A 19,624-nucleotide genomic window follows, 5' to 3' on the forward strand; every position below is an offset into this window, starting at 1 on the left:
ACTGCCCGGCGAGCGTTCTCCCGGCCGGTGCAGGGCTGGGATGATTTCACTTTTTCCGGGATGTGAAATAGCATTGCCTGCTGGTAAAGGCGGGCGATGAAGAAGAAACCTGTTGTCGGAGTGATTGGCAATTCGCACCTCATCGAGGGGCGCTTTACCGTGCAGGCGGTCGGCGAGCGCAACCTCCGCGCCGTGGCCGAGGTCGCCGACGCGCTGCCGCTGATGTTCGCCGGCGCGCCCGATATCACCGACATCGGCGCGCTGCTGGACGTGGTCGACGGCATCCTGCTGACTGGCGCCCGCGCCAACGTCCATCCGGCCCGGTTTCGCGCCGAGCCGCATCCCCGCCACGAGCCTTATGACGATGCCCGCGACGCCATGGCGCTGGCGCTGGTCGAGGCTTGCGTCGCCCGCGGCGTGCCGCTGTTCGGCATCTGCCGCGGCTTCCAGGAGATGAACGTTGCCTTCGGCGGCTCGCTGCATCCGGAAATCCGCGAGCTGCCGGGGCGGATGAACCATCGCATGCCGCGGCTGGAGACCGGCGAGATCCACCCGGATGCCAGCGTCGTCTTCGCCGACCGGCATGCCGTCAGCCTGGTGCGGGACGGCCGCTTCGCGCAACTGCTCGGCTGCGAAACCATCCGGGTCAACTCGCTGCACGGCCAGGGCATTCTGGAGCTCGGCGACCGCGTGGTGGTCGAGGGCGTGGCGGAGGACGGCACCATCGAGGCGATCCGCATCGCCGACGCGCCGGGCTTCGCGCTTGGGGTGCAGTGGCACGCCGAATACGATCCGCAAAGCAATCCCATCAACCGCACCTTGTTTCAAACCTTTGGCGCGGCATTGCGCGGCTAGCGTCGGCTTAGAATTGTGTCCCGGACGCAGTGCAATGCGCCTCCGTCAGGAGGCGTAGTGCACTGCAGATCCGGGACCACCACAAACGATACCGCCTGATACGGTGCCGCTCCGCGTCCGGGACAAGATTGAAATGCTTCAGTCTTGATGGATCAGACTATAGGTCGGCTCAGCCGGTCAAACTCGCCCACAGGGCTTCTGCGGCGCGGCCCTGATGTGCGGCGGGGCGATACAGGCGGATGTCCACCGGAATGTGCCAGCGCTTGCCGCCGGCGACCACCAGCCGGCCGTGGTCGAGGTCATCCTGAGCGAGACTCCGCGGCAGCCAGGCGATGCCGCGTCGTGCCGCCGCCATCGACAGCAGGGTCGCCGCCAGTTGCGAGGTGAACACCGGGTCGAGTGCCGCCGCCGCCGCGCGGGTGGCGACGATGCGTCCCAGGCCGGAATCGCGGCTGTAGGCGAGATAGGGCCGCGGCTTGCGTACCGCCGCGTCCAGCGACCACATCGCGGCCCCGCCCGATGTCACGGCGCATAGCGGCAGCAGCACGTCGTGGCCGATCACCACACTGCGGAACTGGTCGGATGGCAGCCGGTCGGAGCTGTCGCCATGGGTGTGACACAGCAGAAACTGGGCGCGCCCCCGGCGCATGATCTCCTCGCATGCGGTCATGGTATCGGAGGTCAGGTTGATGGCACCGAGCGGCGCGGCGCGTTCGCGCTCGCGAATCCACTTCGGGAAAAACGTGAAGGACAGTGCGTGGGTGGCGGTGAACGACAGCGCGTCGGTTTCGCGGCCGCCCATGGCGCGCGTTTCCTGCCGCAACTGGCCGATGTCCCGGGCCAGGGCCTCGGCGCGCCCGTGCAGATGCGCGCCGGCCGCGGTCAGCGCGACGCCATGGGTCGAACGCGTCACCAGCCGCGTGCCGATCCAGCTTTCCAGCGCCTGGATGCGGCGGCTGAACGCCGGCTGCGTCACATGGCGCGCTTCTGCCGCGCGGGTGAAATTCAGCGCATCGGCCAGCGCGACGAAATCCTCAAGCCAGCCTAGATCCATTGGTTATGCCGATTGTGCATGACAAAATCAGCTTATGGCATTGGCGTCGCCGGGCGTCCAGACGTAGGAGGGGGCAGCCACGAGCCCCTCATCCAGGAAATCGCCATGCGCATCGTTGACGTCCGTGAGATCACCCAGCCGATCGCCTCGCCGATCCGCAACGCCTATATCGACTTCTCCAGGATGACCACCAGCCTGGTTGCCGTGGTCACCGATGTCATCAGGGACGGCCGCCGCGTGGTCGGCTACGGCTTCAACTCCAACGGCCGCTACGGCCAGGGCGGTTTGATTCGCGAGCGTTTCCAGAATCGCATTCTCGAAGCCAAACCCGAGAGCCTGCTCAACGACGCCGGCGACAATCTCGATCCCCATAAAATCTGGGCGGCGATGATGTCCAACGAAAAGCCCGGTGGTCATGGCGAGCGCTCGGTGGCCGTCGGCACGCTGGACATGGCGATCTGGGATGCGACGGCGAAGATCGCGGGCAAGCCGCTGTTCCGCATGCTGGCCGAGAGCAAGAACCGTGAGGCCAATCCGCGGGTGTTCGTCTATGCCGCCGGCGGCTACTACTATCCTGGCAAGGATGACAATGCGTTGCGCGCCGAGATGCGCAGCTATCTCAACCGCGGCTACAACGTCGTCAAGATGAAGATAGGCGGTGCACCGATCGAAGAGGACCGACGTCGCATCGAGGCGGTGCTGGCCGAGATCGGCTCGGAGGCGCGCCTCGCGGTGGATGCCAACGGCCGCCTCGACCTCGAGACCGCCATCGCCTACGCCAAAATGCTGCGCGACTATCCGCTGTTCTGGTACGAGGAGGTCGGCGATCCCCTCGATTATGCGTTGCAGGCATCGCTGAGCGAATTCTATCCCGGCCCGATGGCGACCGGCGAGAACCTGTTCTCGCACCAGGATGCGCGCAATCTCTTGCGCTACGGCGGCATGCGGCCGGACCGCGACTGGCTGCAGTTCGATTGCGCGCTGTCCTATGGGCTGGTCGAATATCTGCGCACCCTCGACGTGCTCGACCAGTTCGGCTGGTCGCCGTCGCGCTGCATCCCCCATGGCGGCCACCAGATGTCGCTCAACATCGCCGCCGGCCTTGGGCTGGGCGGCAACGAAAGCTATCCCGACCTGTTCCAGCCCTATGGTGGCTTCCCCGACAGCGTGAAGGTCATCGACGGCCACATCACCATGCCGGAGCTGCCGGGCATCGGCTTTGAGGGCAAGTCGGACCTCATCAAGGTGATGCGAGAACTGGCGGAGTAGACTCACGCAGGCACCGCGTCGTTCCCCGGACGCGGTGCACTGCGCCGCGCTTGCGGCGTAGTGCGCTGCTAATCCGGCAACTGTAATTTTCGTGATCAAGCGTGAAAGGGCGCTTGATCACGAAGCACCGCATTGAGGGTGACGAGCAGCTTGCGAGCGACGGCGATCAGGGCGATTTTGGCGGGTTTGCCCGCGTCTCTCAGGGCACGATAGGCTGCTGCGAACCGGGATTTGGTTCGAGTGACGGAGACGGCCGCCATGTAGAGGGCTTCGCGGACCCGGCGCCTGCCGCCGTGGATCTTGCGGGCACCGCGGAACTTGCCGCTATCGACATTGAAGGGCGCCAGTCCAGCCAAAGCGGCGATGGCCTTTGGCGAGCGGGAGCCGAGTTCCGGCATCAGTGCCAACAGCGTGGCGGCGCAAACCGGGCCGATGCCCGGCACCGAGCGCATCAGGCGTTGTGCGGCGTGCAGGCCCTGCTGCCCGGCAATCAGGGTGGCGATCCGCCGATCGATGCGCTGGATAGCCTGATCGAGCCAGGCGATATGCTGCATCAGCTCGTCCAGCAGGTCGGCGCCGGTTGCGGCAAGGCGGGTGCGCTCCTGCTTGCGGCAGGCGACGAGCTGATCGCGGCGCTTGTGCAGGTCGGCAAGCTGCTCCCGCGCCGGGTCGGTGGTGCCGTCGGCGCCGGGCCGCAGGCATTGGGCCATCGCCGCCAGCATCCGCGCGTCGATTGCGTCGGTCTTGGCGAGCAAGCCGATGGAGCGGGCGAAATCCCGGGCGCGGGCGGGGTTGACCCGCGCGAAAGCGATGCCGGCCGCGCTCAAGGCCCGGCGCAGCGCCTTGTCGTAGTGGCCGGTGGCCTCGAACAGCACGAATACATCGCTGCCGGCCCACCCCGCGATCAAGGCGTTGACCGCCTCGGGGAGGTTGTCGATGCGGCGCACCGTGCCGATGTTGCTGTCGAAGACGTCAAGAAAGTCCTTGGAGATATCGATTCCAACGAAGCCAGGATGTATGATCATGATGCTTGTCCCAGTGCTGCGAGGTCCGCGGCGAACGGCCTCGATCAACTGTTCAGGTGTGGGTAATGTAGCGCGGGCGGGTGCCAAGCCGGATCACGGTCTTCATGACCAGGGGCCCAACGGCATCCCGCCCGCACCCATCATGACAGATCCCGACTACACAGGGGCCCACGCTTGAGTAAGGTGTATCTGGATCCCGGATCTGCGCAGCAGCATGCGATGCTGCGCATCGCTGCCGCAGCGCGTCCGGGAAACGGCAGCAGCGGCGCGTGAACAATGCAAATTTCCCAATCACTGATATTGACAAAAATCCTATATCAGACTTATAGTCCCCTCGTCCTGCTCAACGAGGGGCGCTGTCATGAGGCGTCTTGAGAGTGGAGGAGGATGCGGTGTCCCGCGCGCGTGCCTCGCAAGCACGCCCCAGGAGGCTGGGGTCACCGTCCGGGCCCTACTACGGGGGCTCTGCCTTGAGTGGCTGGACGCGGATGGCGAAAGGCGGGCGAAATCCCGCCGGGGTGGCTCCCAAAGGGAGTTCACGTGCCAGCCCGGAAGCACGGTCCCCTCGCCATAAACCCCGCGGTGGCGCGCCCGCAGGCGCCGCGAGCTGCTTCGCCGTTGTGACGGCGGTGCGGATCGCGTCCCAACCACCATCCTAGCGCCTGCCGGCGCGCCGCTCCCCTCATGTCTGGAGGGGAGATCTGCTCATACCTCGGACGCCATGGGCGCCGCGAGAATGCGAGGGCTTGGCTGTTTGACATTCGAATCGAAAAGCGAGGCGGCACGCGCCGATGCGCAGCGCACGTCTAGGAGCAAGGGCCGAAGCCGGCGCGCTCGCGCGCGCGCAATGCCTCTCGTCACCCCGCAAATTGGGCGCTAACGTCGCCCGCAGCCCACGAATCGCGGCGCCAGCAAAGGTTTTTGACGTCCATGACCACCCGACTGCACCGCGGCGACCTGCCGGATCTCAGCCGCTACACCGATTCGGTGGCCATCGACACCGAGACCATGGGCCTCAACCCGCATCGCGACCGGCTCTGCGTGGTGCAGCTGTCGCCCGGCGATGGCAGTGCCGATGTGGTGCAGATCCCGCTGGGGCATACCGACGCGCCGAACCTGAAGAAGCTGCTGGCCGATCCGAAGATTGTGAAGATCTTCCACTTCGCCCGCTTCGACCTCGCCGCCCTGTACAACGCGCTCGGCGTGATGCCGTCGCCGGTCTATTGCACCAAGATCGCGTCCCGGCTGGCGCGCACCTATACGGATCGCCACGGCCTCAAGGACCTGGTGCGCGAACTGATGAATGTCGATCTGTCGAAGCAGCAGCAGTCGAGCGACTGGGGATCGCAAAATCTCAGCGATGCGCAGGTATCCTATGCCGCCTCCGACGTGTTGCACCTGCATGGGCTGCGCGACCGGCTCAATGTGATGCTGGCGCGCGAGAATCGCAGCGAACTGGCGCAGGCGTGTTTCGATTTCCTGCCGACCCGGGCAAAGCTCGACCTGTCCGGCTGGGAGAACGAGGATATTTTCGCGCATTCTTAAGCCGGATATCCGACAAGGGCTGACGTCCGAAGCGACGTTCTGAAGCGCCCGCACGCCCCGTTTCGGTCACAGTCCTCGCCGCAGTGTAGGCGGGGCTGCAAAATCGGGCGTTTCAGGGTAGATTGCCCGGGTCAGCCCGGCTTTGGAGCAGCGTTGAGTTCGGTACAGATCCCCAGCTATCAGGCCGGAATGGACGTGCGGTTTGCCGCCGCGGCGCGTCACAGCCGGCTGGTGCGCGTGCTGCGAATCGCGGTGCCCGGCGTCGTGCTGCTGGCGATGGCGGCGATCGTCGGCGTATCGGTGTTCAATCCGTTCCGGATCCTGGCCAACCTGCCGATCGACATGGGCAATCTCGTCGTGTCCGGTACCAAGATCACCATGGAGACGCCGCACCTCTCGGGTTTCTCGCCGGACGGGCGGCCCTACGAGCTGTGGGCCAAGGCTGCGACCCAGGATCTGACCGATCCCGATCACGTCGAACTGACGACGCTGCGGGCCAAGGTCATGATGGAAGACAAGTCGACCACGACGATGGATGCGCGCAGCGGCATCTTCAACAGCAAGACGCAGATCCTCGAGCTGCAAAAGGATGTCTTCCTGCAGTCGTCCACCGGGTATGAGGCGCGCATGACCCACGCGGTGATCGACATCGGCAAGGGCACAGTCGCCTCCGATGAGCAGGTCGATGTCAAATTGCTCAACGGCACGCTGGTCGGCCAGCGGCTGCGCATCGTCGACCACGGCGAGGTGGTGCGGTTCGAGGGCGGCGTGGTGATGAACCTGGTGATGGACCCGCCGACGCCCCCTGAGAGCGAGCCGGCCAAACCCGCGCCGGAGCTTGCGCCGCAGCCGGAATCATATACCCAGCCGGCCAAGGCGCGGCCCTCCAAAGACAAACGCGCGAACGCAAAATGAAATCGACGATGAATTTGATCAGCCGCAGCATTCGGTCGCGCCACATTCTGGCGACGGTCATGATCGTCCTCGGGACTGCCATGGCCGGCGATGGTCTGGCCCAGAGCGCGGTCCAGGGCGTGCCCAATGCCATGCAGGGATTTTCGCAGAACCGCGACCAGCCGATTCAGATCGAGGCGGCATCGCTGGAGATGCGCGACAAGAAGAAGGAAGCGACCTTCTCCGGCGATGTGAAGGTGGTGCAGGGCGACACCACGATGAAGTCGAAAACCCTCGTGGTATTCTACGACGGCGGCAACACGGCGCCTGCTGCTGGCGCCGCGGCGCCGACCAAGTCCGCGAAGGCGCCGATCAAGGCGGCCGCGCCGGGGCCAGGCGGCAGCTCGTCGATCCGCCGCCTGGAAGCGCGCGGTAATGTCGTGGTCACCCAGAAGGACCAGGTCGTGACCGGAGAGACCGCTGTGTTCGACACCAGGAGCAATCTGATCACCATGTCCGGCGGTGTCGTGCTGACCCAGGCCAAGAACGTGCTGAAGGGCGATCGGCTGATGGTCGACATGACAACCGGCGTGTCGCGGGTCGAATCCGACAGCGGCCGGGTGCAGGGCCTGTTCCAGTCCTCGGGGCAGGGCGCCCCGGCAATTCCGGCGCCCGGCGCTGCAAAGCCGAAATAGCCGGGCCCGGGACGGGGTCTACGGTTGCCGGTCGGCCCGCGACCCGCTATCGGCTGTGGCCGCACGCGGCCATGTCGCGCCGATATGCCGGCTTAACGACACCTTGGCGTTTTTCTGACAAGGTCCATCTTCACAGACGTGCTGACACTGCAGATCGAATTCCGCGCCGTTTGGCGGATGACCCGAAAAGGCTGAGCAAGGCGGAATGGTTGATCTCCTCGGCATGTTCCGTCGGCGCGCCCCGAAACGCGGTCCGCAAGGGTTTGCGCGGTCGCACGCCGACATCACTGCGGTCGGCGACAGCATGGGCGACATGCTGAAAAACCCTGTCCGTGACGCGCCGCCGCTGGCGCGCGAGACGTCGCGCGCCGCGCCGGTGGCGCCGCCTTCTGCGCGTCCGGAGCCGCCGCGCGCCATGCCATCGCAGCCGAAGCCGCGCAGCAAGGCCAATGGGGCCGCTCCGCCGCGCGCGGGCTACCTCGCCGTCCATAGCGTGGAGAAGAGCTTCGGCAAGCGCCAGGTGGTCCGCGGCGTCAGCATCTATGTTCGCCGCGGCGAGGCCGTCGGCCTGCTTGGTCCCAACGGCGCCGGCAAGACCACCGTGTTCTACATGATTACCGGCCTGATCAAGGCCGACCGCGGCGCCATCGAACTCGACGGTCACGACGTCACGCAATTGCCGATGTACCAGCGCGCCCGGCTGGGAATCGGCTATTTGCCGCAGGAAGCCTCGATTTTTCGCGGTCTCACGGTGGAAGAGAACATCCGCGCGGTGCTCGAGGTGGTGGAGCCCAGCCGCAAGAAGCGCGAGGCCGAGCTCAATGCGCTGCTCGACGAGTTCAACATCCAGAAGCTCCGCAAGTCGCCGTCGATCGCGCTGTCAGGCGGCGAGCGACGGCGCGTCGAAATCGCGCGCGCGCTGGCGACCCGGCCCAATTACATGCTGCTCGACGAACCCTTTGCCGGCATCGATCCGATCGCGGTGGGCGACATCCAGGATCTGGTGCGGCATCTCACCAACCGCGGCATCGGGGTACTGATCACCGACCACAATGTGCGCGAAACCCTGGGGCTGACAGACCGCGCCTACATCGTTTATGCTGGAGAAATCCTGACCGAGGGCAGTCCGGAACAGATCGTCGCCAACCCCGATGTTCGGCGCCTTTACCTTGGCGAGGAATTCCGCCTCTAGTCCAAATTTACAATACGTCAAGCCGTGTACATTGGTTTTAAAAAGCGATAAGCAAGAAACGGACCAACTTTTGGATCGGTTTTTGTCTCCATGGCTCTGACGCAGAGACTAGAGTTCCGCCAGTCCCAGTCGCTCGTGATGACGCCGCAGCCGATGCAGGCGATCAAGCTGCTGCGGCTGTCCAATCTCGACCTCGCCACCTTCGTCGAAGACGAGCTTGAACGGAATCCGCTGCTGGAGCGCGCGAGCGACGGCAGCGAGACGCCGGTCGCAGGTGAGCCGGCGCCCGAGCGCGAGCGCGCGGAGTTTTCCGAATCGCCCGACCATGACGAGATGGGCGCGACCTACAGCCACGACGGAAGCGACGACAGCGCGCAGTTTTCCGACCGTAGCGGCAGCGACGGCCTCGAGTCCCAGCAGCCCGACGAATGGATGAATCGCGACCTCGGCACCCGCACCGAGATCGAGCAGACCCTTGATACCGGGCTCGACAACGTTTTTTCCGAGGAGCCGGCCGAAGCCGCGGCGCGCGCCGCCCAGGACGCAGCGCCCACCGCCTATACCGAATGGGGCGGCGGCGCTTCCAACGACGACAGCTACAATCTCGAGGCCTTCGTGGCGGCGGAGGAGACGCTCGGCGGGCATCTGGCCGAGCGGCTGGCGGTGGCCTTCACCGATCCCGCCAAGCGCATGATCGGCCAGTATCTGATCGATCTGGTCGATGAGGCCGGCTATCTGCCGCCCGATCTGGGCGATGTCGGCGAACGTCTTGGCGCCGCGGTTCAGGATATCGAGTCGGTGCTTGGCGTGCTGCAGAAATTCGATCCGCCCGGCGTCTGCGCCCGCAGCCTCAGCGAATGCCTGGCGATCCAGTTGCGCGAGCAGAATCGTTACGACCCCGCGATGCAGGCGCTGGTCGAGCATCTCGATCTGCTGGCCAAGCGCGACATCGCCAGCCTGCGCAAGATCTGCGGCGTCGATGACGAGGATCTTGCCGACATGATCGGCGAGATCCGAAGGCTCGATCCCAAGCCCGGCCTGAAGTTCGGCTCGGCGCGGATGCAGACCGTGGTGCCGGATGTCTATGTGCGCCCGGGCCCCGATGGCGGCTGGCATGTGGAGCTCAACAGCGACACCTTGCCGCGAGTGCTGGTCAATCAGGTCTATTACAGCGAACTGTCGAAGACGATCCGCAAGGACGGCGACAAGTCGTATTTCACCGACTGCCTGCAGAATGCCACGTGGCTGGTGCGCGCACTCGATCAGCGCGCCCGCACGATCCTGAAGGTGGCCACGGAGATCGTACGCCAGCAGGATGGTTTCTTCACCCAGGGTGTTGCGCATCTGCGGCCGCTGAATCTCAAGGCGGTGGCCGACGCGATCCAGATGCACGAATCCACGGTGTCGCGCGTGACCGCCAACAAATACATGGCGACCAATCGCGGCAGTTTTGAATTGAAGTATTTCTTCACCGCCTCGATTGCGTCGGCCGACGGTGGCGAGGCGCATTCCGCAGAAGCGGTGCGGCATCACATCCGGCAGTTGATTGACGGCGAGAACCCGGCGGTTATCCTGTCTGATGATACCATCGTGGAACGGTTGCGCGCCACGGGCATTGATATTGCGCGTCGCACCGTGGCGAAATACCGCGAGTCCATGCGGATTCCGTCGTCGGTGCAGCGTCGCCGCGACAAACAGAGCATGCTCGGCAATGCACTCACAGCACCCGCCACAGCGTCCGAACGGACGACGTCCGACAGATCCCGCGACATCGCACCAGCTTGATTGCACTCCGTTCAAATCGGAATACTGTCGGTTCAACTCAAGACGAATCGAGGCCTGACAATGACTCTTCGCATCTCGGGAAAAAGCATCAATGTCGGCGACGCATTGCGCGGTCGCGTCAGTGAGCGCACCGACGAAGTGCTGCGAAAATACTTCGATGGCAACTATTCTGGCCACATCACGCTGAGCAAGGATGGTTTCGGTTTTCGCACCGACTGCGCGCTGCATCTCGATTCAGGCATTACCCTCGAGGCCGACTCCAATGCGGCCGACGCTTACGCAAGCGCCGACCAGGCGCTGATCCAGATCGAGAAGCGACTGCGGCGCTACAAGAGCCGCCTGAAGGACCGCTCTGCGCGCAAGGCCCATGCGGCCGCAGAGGCGATCGCTGAAATCGAAACGCCGACGCTGGATGCCCCGAGTTATGTGATCGAGGCGATCGTCGACGAGGACGATGTCGCGGAATACAATCCGGTGATCATTGCCGAAGCGACCACGTCGCTGAAGCGGCTGTCGGTCAGCGAAGCGGTGATGGAACTCGACTTCACCGGCGCTCCCGTCGTGGTATTCCAGCACGGCAGCAGCGGGCGGGTAAACATCATCTACCGGCGTCCCGACGGCAATGTCGGCTGGGTCGATCCGCCGGTGGTTAAAGCCTCCTGACGCCATTGACGGCCTGAAAGCCCGTCCCTATGGTCCGCCGCCTTTGACTGGCAGGGTCGGTCAAACGGATTTCGCACGGATCGGTTCCGGTGCTAGAATACGCTCGGGCATTCTCGCCCCGGGCGTATTCTGACTGCGTTCCTTCCACCTCTTGTCCAATGCTGCCAGTCTGAATTCTCTCTCCACAGCTGACGGTCCAACATCCTCGGAACGGTCCATGACGATTACCGATCTGGTCGCGCCCGAAGCAATACTTCCCGCGTTGAAAGTGAACAGCAAGAAGCAGGCGTTGCAGGAGATGTCCGCACGCGCAGCAATGCTGACCGGTCAGGTAGACCGGGTGATTTTCGAAGTGCTGATGCAGCGGGAGAAGCTCGGTACCACTGCCGTCGGCTATGGCGTGGCGATTCCGCACGGCAAGCTGCCGAAGCTCGAGCGGCTGTTCGGGATGTTCGCGCGGCTGGAGCGCCCGATCGATTTCGAGGCCATGGACGGCCAGCCAGTCGACCTGGTGTTCCTGCTACTGGCTCCGGAAGGCGCCGGCGCGGACCATCTAAAGGCCCTGGCGCGCATCGCCCGGCTGCTGCGCGATCAGGATGTCGCCAAGAAGCTGCGCGCCTCGAAGGATGCCCAGGCGATTTATTCGGTGCTGGCGCTGCCGCCGGCAACGGCGGCCTGACTATCACGCCACCACATTCCTTGCTCCGCGGCGTCAGCCGCAGAGCTGGAATGAAGAGCGGCGGCCTGACGCGGTCAGTGGACGCTGACGGTCTGCAGTTCCTGGCTCCATGCATTGGCGATCGCCGCTTCGCGGCTGTCGGTCAGCATGATCGGAGCGCCGTTGGCGGCATGCAGCGCGAACAGCTTCAGGCCGGGCGCAATCCGCGGTGCCTGCGGGAAGAGTCCCGGCACGTCCTCGGACCGGATCTGCTTCACATAGGCGATGTGACCTTCGCCCAGGCTCGCCAGCGCTTCGGTGGTCACGCTGGCATTGTCATTTTCGTAGACAGTATTGAATTCACTCATGGTCTCGACTCCTTCTGTTAGACCAAGCGGTCGAGTCCGCTACTCGTTCCATCCAAAGCGCCGGATCGGTCGAGACCGCCGTCACTTTTTCGGGTCACGCATTATTCGTGCTCATTGATAGCGATTGTCTTAACGACCCTTTCAGGCTCAGGCCTGGCGAGGTCGACCGACAACAACCCGTTCTTCAGATCCGCACCCAGCACCAGCATGCCCTCTGCCAGCACGAACGTGCGCTGGAAGTGGCGCGCGGCAATGCCGCGATGGATATACTGGCGGGATTTATCGTCCTGCTGGCGGCCCCTGATCACGAGCTGGTTTTCCTCGGTGGTCACATCGAGTTGCTCGCGGGTGAAACCCGCGACGGCCAGCGTGATCCGCAGGCGTTCGGGCTGGCCGCTGTTACGGTCGCACCGCTCGATGTTGTAAGGAGGATAGCCGTCGGCACCTTTGACGACGCGATCGAGCGCACGCTCGATTTCGTCGAATCCTAGAAGGAACGGACTGGACAACGAAGGAACACGAGACATTTAGACAAAGCCCTCTCGAAGCGACTTTGGGTATTCGGGGCCCTTACGGCACCCCATCTTCACCGGCCGGCGGATTGCCCTCCGGTCAATGAACAATATGGGCACGACATTCCGGCTGTTCAAGCACCCGCAAACTGCGCCAATTTGATTGTAAAATGCTGAATCGGGTCAAATATCGATCCGCGCCCGGCCGTTGGCGCTGAACAGATGGAGCTTGTCGCGCGGCGCGATGGCGCGGATCTGCTCACCGATGGCGGGGGCGATCTGGCCGGGGACCCGGACGATCACCTCGCCCGGAGGCAATTCGCCGGGGGTTGCGCTGACGCCCTGTGCGCCCTGACGGGAGCCGTAGACAAAGGTCTCCGGGCCGACCCGTTCGATCGCTTCCACGGTCAATTCCAGGGCGATGCCGCCCTCTGCCGTTGCGTCGGTGGAGATAGCCAGGTCTTCCGGGCGTACGCCCAGGATGCCCGCCTCGGCCTTGCCGCGGCTGTCGCCGGCGAACTGGACGCCGATCTCGCCGGGCCGCATCGTGATCAGGTTCATCGGCGGCGCGCCGATGAAGGACGCCACGAAGGTGGTGGCCGGCTTGCGGTAGATGTCGAGGGGATTGCCGATCTGCTCGACCTGGCCGCCATTCATCACCACCAGGATATCGGCCAGGGTCATGGCTTCCAGTTGATCGTGGGTGACGTAGATCGAGGTGGTCTTGAGCCGGCGCTGCAGCTTGCGGATCTCGACCCGCATGGCCACGCGCAGCTTGGCGTCGAGATTGGACAGCGGCTCGTCGAACAGAAATACCTTCGGCTGGCGCACGATGGCGCGGCCCATGGCGACGCGCTGGCGCTGCCCGCCGGACGGCTGCCGCGGCTTGCGGTCGAGCATGGCGCCGATCTCGAGAATCTTCGCGGCCTCGCGCACGCGCGCATCGATCTCCGGCTCCTTCATGCCGCGGTTGCGCAGTCCGTAGGCCATGTTGTTGTAGACGCTCATATGCGGGTAGAGCGCGTAGTTCTGGAACACCATGGCGATGTCGCGGTCCGCCGGCTCGATCTGGTTGACGACGCGGCCGCCGATGTCGATTTCGCCGGAACTGATGGTTTCCAGCCCCGCCACCATCCGCAGCAGCGTGGACTTGCCGCAGCCCGAGGGGCCGACCAGCACGCAGAACTGGCCGTCGGCAATTTCGAAGTCGATGCCCTTGATGGCTTCGAATCCGCCGGCATAGGTTTTTCGCACGTTACGCAGCGAGACGTTCGACATTTGCTTCCTACTTCTCGGTCTCAACAAGTCCGCGCACGAACAGTCGTTGCATGAACACCACCACGGCGACCGGCGGCACCATCGCAAGAATAGCGGTGGCCATGGCCAGTTGCCATTCGGCAAGTTCGTCGGTGGTCGTCAGCATCTTCTTGATGCCGGTGACGATGGTCTGCATCGAGTCCTGTGTGGTCACCAGCAGCGGCCACAGATACTGGTTCCAGCCGTAGATGAACTGGATCACGAACAGCGCCGCGATGGTCGTGACCGACAGCGGCAGCAGGGTATCCTTGAAAAAGCGGAACGGGCCGGCGCCGTCGATGCGCGAGGCCTCCAGCAATTCATCGGGGATGGTCATGAAGAACTGCCGGAACAGCAGCGTGCCGGTGGCCGAGGCGATCAGCGGCAGGATCAGCCCGGCATAGGTGTCGAGCATGTGCAGATCGGCGATCACCTTGTAGGTCGGATAGATGCGCACCTCGACCGGCAGCATTAGGGTGACGAAGATGATCCAGAATGCGGTCTTGCGGAACGGAAAGCGGAAATACACCACGGCATAGGCCGACAGGATCGAGATGAAGATCTTGCCGATCGCGATGCCCGCGGCCGTGATGAAGGAATTCAGCAACATCTGGCCGACCGGCTCACGGCTGTAACGCGACGCACCGACAAAGACGGCCCGGTAATAGTTCTCCATGGCGTGGCCGCCCGGCGACAGCGGCATGTTGCCGTTGACCACGGTGGCGGCGTCGTGCGTGGAGGCGATGAAGGCGATGTAGACCGGAAAGGCGACGATGAAGACGCCGAAGATCAGGATGGCGTAGGCGACGATATCGTTCCAGCGGCGGTGCTCGACCATCAGTACTGCACCTTGCGCTCGACGTAGCGGAACTGGATCGCGGTCAGGGCGATCACGATCACCATCAGCACGACGGATTGCGCGGCCGAGCTGCCGAGATCGCCGCCGAGCCGGCCATCGGCATAGACCTTGTAGACCATCGTCGTGGTCGTCCCGGCCGGGCCGCCGCCGGTCACGGCGTCGATGATGCCGAACGTGTCAAAGAACACGTAGACGACATTCACGACCAGCAGGAAAAACGTCGTCGGCGACAGCAGCGGAAAGGTGATGGTCCAGAACCGGCGCAGCGGCCCGGCGCCGTCGATGGCGCCGGCTTCCAGCACGCTGCGGGGGATCGACTGCAGGCCGGCCAGGAAAAACAGGAAGTTGTAGGAGATCTGCTTCCACACCGCGGCCATGACGACCAGCGTCATGGCATGGTTGCCGTTGAGCAGCGGATTCCAGTCGAAGCCGAGCAGGCGCAGCGGCCGCGCCAGCGTGCCGAGCGTGGGATGAAACATGAAGAGCCACAGCACGCCGGCGACGGCCGGGGCCACGGCGTAGGGCCAGATCATCAGCATCTTGAAGACGGGAGCCGCCTTCAGATTCTTGTCGGCCTGCGTGGCGAACAGCAGCGCGATGGTCAGCGACAGCGCCGCCACCAGCGACGAAAACACCACGGTCACGCCCATCGCCTTGTAGTATTCCGGCTGCGCGAACAGCGCCTGGTAGTTCTCCAGTCCGATGAAATCCGAACTCAGGCCGAAGGCGTCCTCGCGCAGGAACGATTGCCAGACCGCCTGGAGTGCCGGCCAATAGAAAAATACAAACGTAATGGCCGGCTGCGGCACCAGCAGCAGATAGGGCAGCAGCTTGTTCTTGAAAACGGCTGTCTTTTCCATGCAGGTCGACGGGTCCCGGAGAACGATCAAAACTCATGATGTCGTCACCCGCGAAAGCGGGTGATCCAGTCAACGCAATCGCCTGTCGGACAAACGGACGTCTGCGTTGACTGGGTCGCCCGGTCCATACGCGCAATTGCGCCTGGCCGGGCGACGACAGCGCCAGATATTACTTCGCGGACTTCTCGAACGTACGCAACATCGCATTGCCGCGGGTCACCGCAGCGTCGAGCGCAGCCTGCGCGGTCTTCTGTCCGGCAAGGGCCGCTTCCATTTCCTCGGCCCAGATGTCGCGCATCTGCACCATGTTGCCGAAGCGGAGGCCGCGGGAGTTCTCCGTCGGCTCCTTGTTGGTCAGTTCCTTCAGCGGCGTCTGCAGGATCGGGTTCTTCTCATAGAAACCGTCCGCCTTGGTCTTCTCATAGGCGGCCTTGGTGATCGGCAGATAGCCCGACTCCTGGTGCAGCTTGGCCTGGCGGTTGGTGTCGCTCAGGAACGTGAAGAATTTTGCGACGCCCTTGTATTCCTCGGGCTTCTTGCCGCCCATCACCCACAACGATGCGCCGCCGATGATCGAATTCTGCGGTGCGCCGGCGACGTCGGGGTAGTAGGGCATCGGAGCGGAGGTGAAGTTGAACTTGGCGGTGCCCTTGACGCTGGCGTAATAGCCCGACGAGGTCAGGAAGATCGGACATTCGCCGGAGCTGAAACGGCTCTCGCTGGCATTGGCGCGGCCGGAATAATCGTAGGTCTTGTCCTTCTGCAGGTCGATCAGCGTCTGCAGGTGCTTGACCTCAAGCGGCGTGTTGAACTTCAGCTCGGTGTCGAAGCCGTCGAGGCCGTTCGCCTTGGTGCCGATCGGCACGTTATGCCAGGCCGAAAACTGTTCGATATGCGCCCAGGTGGCCCAGGCATTGGAGAAGCCGCAGGTCGTGTATCCGGCTGCCTTGAGCTTCTTGGCGTCCTCGAACACCTCGGGCCAGGTCTTCGGGATCTCGGCGATGTCAGCCTTCTTCAGCGCATCGAGGTTGATCCACATCACCATCGAGGACGAGTTGAACGGGAACGACAGCATCTCGCCCTTCGAGGTCGAGTAGTAGCCGGTGATTGCAGGCAGATAATTGTTGGGATCGAACGGCTCGCCGGCGTCCTTCATCGGCTGGTAGACCGGCTTGATGGCGCCCTTGGCGCTCATCATCGTCGCGGTGCCGACTTCGAACACCTGCATGATGTGCGGCGCGGTGCCGGCCCGGAATGCGGCGATGCCGGCATTCATGGTATCGGGATAGCTGCCCTTGAACGTGGGAATGACCTTGTAATCGGACTGGCTGGCGTTGAAATCCTCAGCGAGCTTGTTGACGATGTCGTTGTTGCCGCCGGTCATCGCGTGCCACCACTGAATCTCGGTCACGGCGTAAGCGGGTGACGCCAGCACCAGGCTGGAGGCCAGCAGTGCGGCAAGGTTCAAGTGTCGGCGAATCATTCAATTTCTCCCGGGTGGCCGTCATCATCGTTGAATGCGCCGGGTACAGGCGCTGTGTGACGTTCAGATGACCGTATAGTCGAGGCGACGCTACGGCGAAAGTGTCAGCCAGGGAAAGCCGTCACATGGTCGTATCCGCAGCCCCGCGCGATGCGGCGTGACGCGCCGCATCGCATCCCGGGAACGCGACCTAGCGCTTGCGTTCAGGGCCGCTGACGGTCCCTTTGGCGACAAGATAGCCGATTTCATCGGCGGAATAGCCGAACTCCCCGAGCACTTCCGTGGCGTGCTCGCTGAATTTCGGCGGTACCCGGCGCAGGCTGGCCTTGGTGCGATCGAAACGGACCGGCGAGGCGACGCCCTTGTACCAGTCCTTTTCGATGATATCGCCGCGCGCGATGGTGTGCGGGTTGGCGAGCGCCTTGTCGATCGACTGCACCGGGCCGGCGGGAAGGCCGGCCGCGAGCAGGCGCCGGCACAGCGGCTCGCCGTCCTCGTCCTTCAGGATCGCCTCGAGCTCGGCGCGCAGCGCGTCGCGGTTGACGACCCGGTCGCGGTTGCGCGCGAACCGCGGATCGGTGCCCATCTCCGGCTTGCCGAGTTCCTTGCAGAGCTTGCGGAACGTGGCGTCGTTGCCGACGCCAACGAAGATATTGCCGTCGCGCGCTGCAAACACCGAATAGGGATACAGGTTGGGATGCTCGTTGCCGGTCAGCGCCGGCGGCTTGCCGCCATTGTAGAAGTAGTTCGCGGTGTGCGGGTGCATGATGGCGAGGCCGGTCTCGTACAAAGTGGCCTCGACGAACTGGCCGAGGCCCGATTTCGCCCGCTCTGCCAGCGCCATCAGGATGCCGACGCAGGCATAGAGCCCGGTCGCCATGTCGACCAGCGCGACGCCGATGCGCGTCGGGCCACTCTCCTGCGAGCCGGTCGCGGCCATCAGCCCGACCATCGACTGGATGATGGCGTCATAGCCGGGATGCCCGCCATGGGGGCCGTCGCCGCCGAAGCCGGAAATCCGGCAATGCACCAGCTTCGGGAATTTTTCGCGCAGCACATCGTTGCCGATGCCCCATTTGTCGAGCGTGCCGGGCTTGAAGTTTTCGATCATGACATCGGCATCTTCGAGCATGCGCATCAGCACCACGCGGCCGGCCTCGGAGGCGAGGTCGAGGCCGATCGAGCGCTTGTTGCGGTTGGCGCCGATGAAGTACGCCGCGTCGTCGTCGTGGAACGGAGGGCCCCAGTCGCGGGTCTCGTCGCCGGCCGGCGGCTCGACCTTGATGACGTCAGCGCCGTGGTCGGCCAGAATCTGCGTGCAATAGGGGCCACCTAGGACGCGCGACAGGTCGATCACGCGCAGGCCGGCGATGGCGCCGGGAGCAATATTGGGGATCATGAGGCGTTTCTGATGCTTTTGTTGTGGTCGTTCGACCCATAAACCATCCAAAACGCGTCTTCGCAAACGCAGGGCCGCCATGCGATTTCGGGTGTTGCCCCGAAGCGGACGGCATGGACGCGGAAAGCCGGCCCGCCAGAGACTGGCGAGCCGGCTTGGGTGCCCGATCAGGCGATCGTGGAGCGGACGTCGATATTGCCGCGAGTGGCATTCGAGTAAGGGCAGATCTGATGCGCTTTCTCGACCAGCGCTGCGGCCTCATCCTTGGCGAGGCCCGGCAACGACACCGCGAGTTCGACGTCGAGGCCGAAACCGCCCGCCGAGCGCGGGCCGATGCCGACCGTCGCGGTCACCGCAACGTCGGCCGGAATCTTCGGCCCGCCCTGCGACGCGACGAACTTCATCGCGCCGATGAAGCAGGCGGCGTAGCCGGCCGCGAACAGACTGCTCGGGGTTGTTGCCTGCACCGCCGGCGCCGCCGAGTTCCTTCGGCGTGGCGAGTTTGACGTCGAGCGCGCCGTCCAGGGTGGCGGCATGGCCGTCGCGGCCGCCGGTGGCCTTGGCGCTGGTCTTGTAGAGGACGTTGACTGACATGTGAGCTCTCCTTGTTCGAATTCAGTGCCTTTTATATTTCGCGCAATTAGATTGTGCGCAATATAAAAGAGCGGGGCCGCAATTTAATTGTGGTCAATTGATTGTGAGGCGGCGAGGGCCCAGATTGGCGCTGCGACGCATCGGGACCGGAGATGGCGATGGCAAGGAAGTCCGCGGCGTATCCGCCGCTGAAGCTCGACAACCAGATCTGCTTCGCGGTGTATTCCACCGCGCATGCCTTCAATCGCCTCTACAAGCCGCTGCTCGAGCGGCTTGAGCTGACCTATCCGCAATATCTGGTGATGCTGGTGCTGTGGGAGCGCGATGACGTCCCGGTCAAGGACATCGGCCAGCGGCTGTTCCTCGATTCGGGCACGCTGACGCCGCTGCTGAAGCGGCTCGAGACCGCCGGACTGATTCGCCGTACCCGCAGCGTCGACGACGAGCGCCAGGTGTTGATCGCACTGACGCCGCAAGGCCACGCGCTGCGCGACAAGGCCAAGAGCGTGCCGCAAGGCGTGCTGGCGGCCTCGGCCTGTTCAGTCGAAGAACTGGTGTCGATGAAGGATGAACTGGTGGCGTTGCGGGACAGGCTGACGGCGGCGCTGGAGGCATGAG

The 19,624-nt window shown here is 64.0% G+C and carries 19 protein-coding genes and 1 pseudogene; 10 read left to right on the forward strand and 10 right to left on the reverse strand.

The annotated features are described in order from the left end of the window. Positions 1-96 precede the first annotated feature (96 nt). Positions 97-855, forward strand: a complete 759-nt coding sequence (locus tag ACUXVA_RS06765; protein ID WP_265080991.1) for a gamma-glutamyl-gamma-aminobutyrate hydrolase family protein — start codon at positions 97-99, stop codon at positions 853-855. Positions 856-1,024: 169 nt separating this feature from the next. Here the strand turns inward: ACUXVA_RS06765 and ACUXVA_RS06770 are convergent, their stop codons facing one another. Next, positions 1,025-1,909: a LysR family transcriptional regulator gene (locus ACUXVA_RS06770; protein ID WP_265080990.1), complete on the reverse strand. Its 885-nt coding sequence runs from the start codon at positions 1,907-1,909 to the stop codon at positions 1,025-1,027. A 99-nt stretch (positions 1,910-2,008) separates the two neighbouring features. Here ACUXVA_RS06770 and ACUXVA_RS06775 point away from each other — a divergent pair, with 99 nt between their 5' ends. Next, positions 2,009-3,178, forward strand: a complete 1,170-nt coding sequence (locus tag ACUXVA_RS06775; RefSeq protein ID WP_445493261.1) for a mandelate racemase/muconate lactonizing enzyme family protein — start codon at positions 2,009-2,011, stop codon at positions 3,176-3,178. A gap of 95 nt (positions 3,179-3,273) precedes the next feature. On the opposite strand, the gene ACUXVA_RS06780 is transcribed toward ACUXVA_RS06775, so the two are convergent. Next, entirely contained in the window at positions 3,274-4,203 is a 930-nt protein-coding gene (locus tag ACUXVA_RS06780; protein WP_265080989.1) for a transposase, read from the reverse strand. 930 nt (positions 4,204-5,133) lie between these two features. Here ACUXVA_RS06780 and ACUXVA_RS06785 point away from each other — a divergent pair. The 7 genes from ACUXVA_RS06785 to ptsN all read left to right on the forward strand — a co-directional run bounded on the left by ACUXVA_RS06785 (position 5,134) and on the right by ptsN (position 11,656). Then, entirely contained in the window at positions 5,134-5,748 is a 615-nt protein-coding gene (locus ACUXVA_RS06785; RefSeq protein ID WP_445491384.1) for a ribonuclease D, read from the forward strand. 153 nt (positions 5,749-5,901) lie between these two features. Further along, positions 5,902-6,663, forward strand: a complete 762-nt coding sequence (gene lptC, locus ACUXVA_RS06790) for an LPS export ABC transporter periplasmic protein LptC (RefSeq protein ID WP_265080987.1) — start codon at positions 5,902-5,904, stop codon at positions 6,661-6,663. 8 nt (positions 6,664-6,671) lie between these two features. Continuing rightward, complete coding sequence (locus ACUXVA_RS06795; RefSeq protein ID WP_413776419.1) at positions 6,672-7,337, forward strand: LptA/OstA family protein; 666 nt, start codon at positions 6,672-6,674, stop codon at positions 7,335-7,337. A 205-nt stretch (positions 7,338-7,542) separates the two neighbouring features. Beyond that, a complete protein-coding gene (lptB, locus tag ACUXVA_RS06800) occupies positions 7,543-8,529 on the forward strand; it encodes an LPS export ABC transporter ATP-binding protein (protein ID WP_265080986.1) in 987 nt (328 codons plus the stop codon). Positions 8,530-8,619: 90 nt separating this feature from the next. Further along, positions 8,620-10,314, forward strand: a complete 1,695-nt coding sequence (rpoN, locus tag ACUXVA_RS06805; RefSeq protein WP_445491388.1) for an RNA polymerase factor sigma-54 — start codon at positions 8,620-8,622, stop codon at positions 10,312-10,314. Positions 10,315-10,374: 60 nt separating this feature from the next. Continuing rightward, complete coding sequence (gene hpf / locus ACUXVA_RS06810; protein ID WP_265080984.1) at positions 10,375-10,977, forward strand: ribosome hibernation-promoting factor, HPF/YfiA family; 603 nt, start codon at positions 10,375-10,377, stop codon at positions 10,975-10,977. Positions 10,978-11,194: 217 nt separating this feature from the next. Continuing rightward, positions 11,195-11,656: a PTS IIA-like nitrogen regulatory protein PtsN gene (ptsN, locus tag ACUXVA_RS06815; RefSeq protein ID WP_265080983.1), complete on the forward strand. Its 462-nt coding sequence runs from the start codon at positions 11,195-11,197 to the stop codon at positions 11,654-11,656. A 74-nt stretch (positions 11,657-11,730) separates the two neighbouring features. On the opposite strand, the gene ACUXVA_RS06820 is transcribed toward ptsN, so the two are convergent. From ACUXVA_RS06820 to ACUXVA_RS06855, 8 genes and pseudogenes are all read right to left on the reverse strand, one after another. Beyond that, complete coding sequence (locus ACUXVA_RS06820) at positions 11,731-12,003, reverse strand: BQ00720 family protein (protein ID WP_265080982.1); 273 nt, start codon at positions 12,001-12,003, stop codon at positions 11,731-11,733. A gap of 101 nt (positions 12,004-12,104) precedes the next feature. Continuing rightward, positions 12,105-12,530: an Hsp20 family protein gene (locus ACUXVA_RS06825; protein WP_265080981.1), complete on the reverse strand. Its 426-nt coding sequence runs from the start codon at positions 12,528-12,530 to the stop codon at positions 12,105-12,107. A gap of 168 nt (positions 12,531-12,698) precedes the next feature. After that, positions 12,699-13,793, reverse strand: a complete 1,095-nt coding sequence (locus ACUXVA_RS06830; RefSeq protein ID WP_445491392.1) for a sn-glycerol-3-phosphate import ATP-binding protein UgpC — start codon at positions 13,791-13,793, stop codon at positions 12,699-12,701. A gap of 7 nt (positions 13,794-13,800) precedes the next feature. Then, positions 13,801-14,649, reverse strand: coding sequence for a sn-glycerol-3-phosphate ABC transporter permease UgpE (gene ugpE, locus ACUXVA_RS06835; protein WP_265080979.1), 849 nt, complete (start codon positions 14,647-14,649; stop codon positions 13,801-13,803). Continuing rightward, the gene (gene ugpA, locus ACUXVA_RS06840) at positions 14,649-15,530 is read right to left on the reverse strand and encodes a sn-glycerol-3-phosphate ABC transporter permease UgpA (RefSeq protein ID WP_445491394.1); all 882 of its coding nucleotides are present in this window, start codon (positions 15,528-15,530) and stop codon (positions 14,649-14,651) included. Before ugpA ends, ugpE begins: the two co-directional genes overlap by 1 nt. A gap of 169 nt (positions 15,531-15,699) precedes the next feature. Then, on the reverse strand, positions 15,700-17,013 hold the full coding sequence (ugpB, locus tag ACUXVA_RS06845) for a sn-glycerol-3-phosphate ABC transporter substrate-binding protein UgpB (protein ID WP_445491396.1): 1,314 nt from the start codon (positions 17,011-17,013) through the stop codon (positions 15,700-15,702). 190 nt (positions 17,014-17,203) lie between these two features. Next, positions 17,204-18,412 (reverse strand): CaiB/BaiF CoA transferase family protein, encoded by a 1,209-nt coding sequence (locus tag ACUXVA_RS06850; protein WP_265080976.1) that lies wholly within the window; start codon positions 18,410-18,412, stop codon positions 17,204-17,206. 167 nt (positions 18,413-18,579) lie between these two features. After that, a pseudogene (locus ACUXVA_RS06855) lies at positions 18,580-19,006 on the reverse strand (organic hydroperoxide resistance protein). 158 nt (positions 19,007-19,164) lie between these two features. Between ACUXVA_RS06855 and ACUXVA_RS06860 the strand changes: the two are divergent. Next, positions 19,165-19,623 (forward strand): MarR family winged helix-turn-helix transcriptional regulator, encoded by a 459-nt coding sequence (locus ACUXVA_RS06860; protein WP_265080974.1) that lies wholly within the window; start codon positions 19,165-19,167, stop codon positions 19,621-19,623. The last annotated feature ends 1 nt before the right edge of the window (position 19,624 follow it).

This window comes from Rhodopseudomonas sp. RCAM05734 (assembly GCF_052658035.1).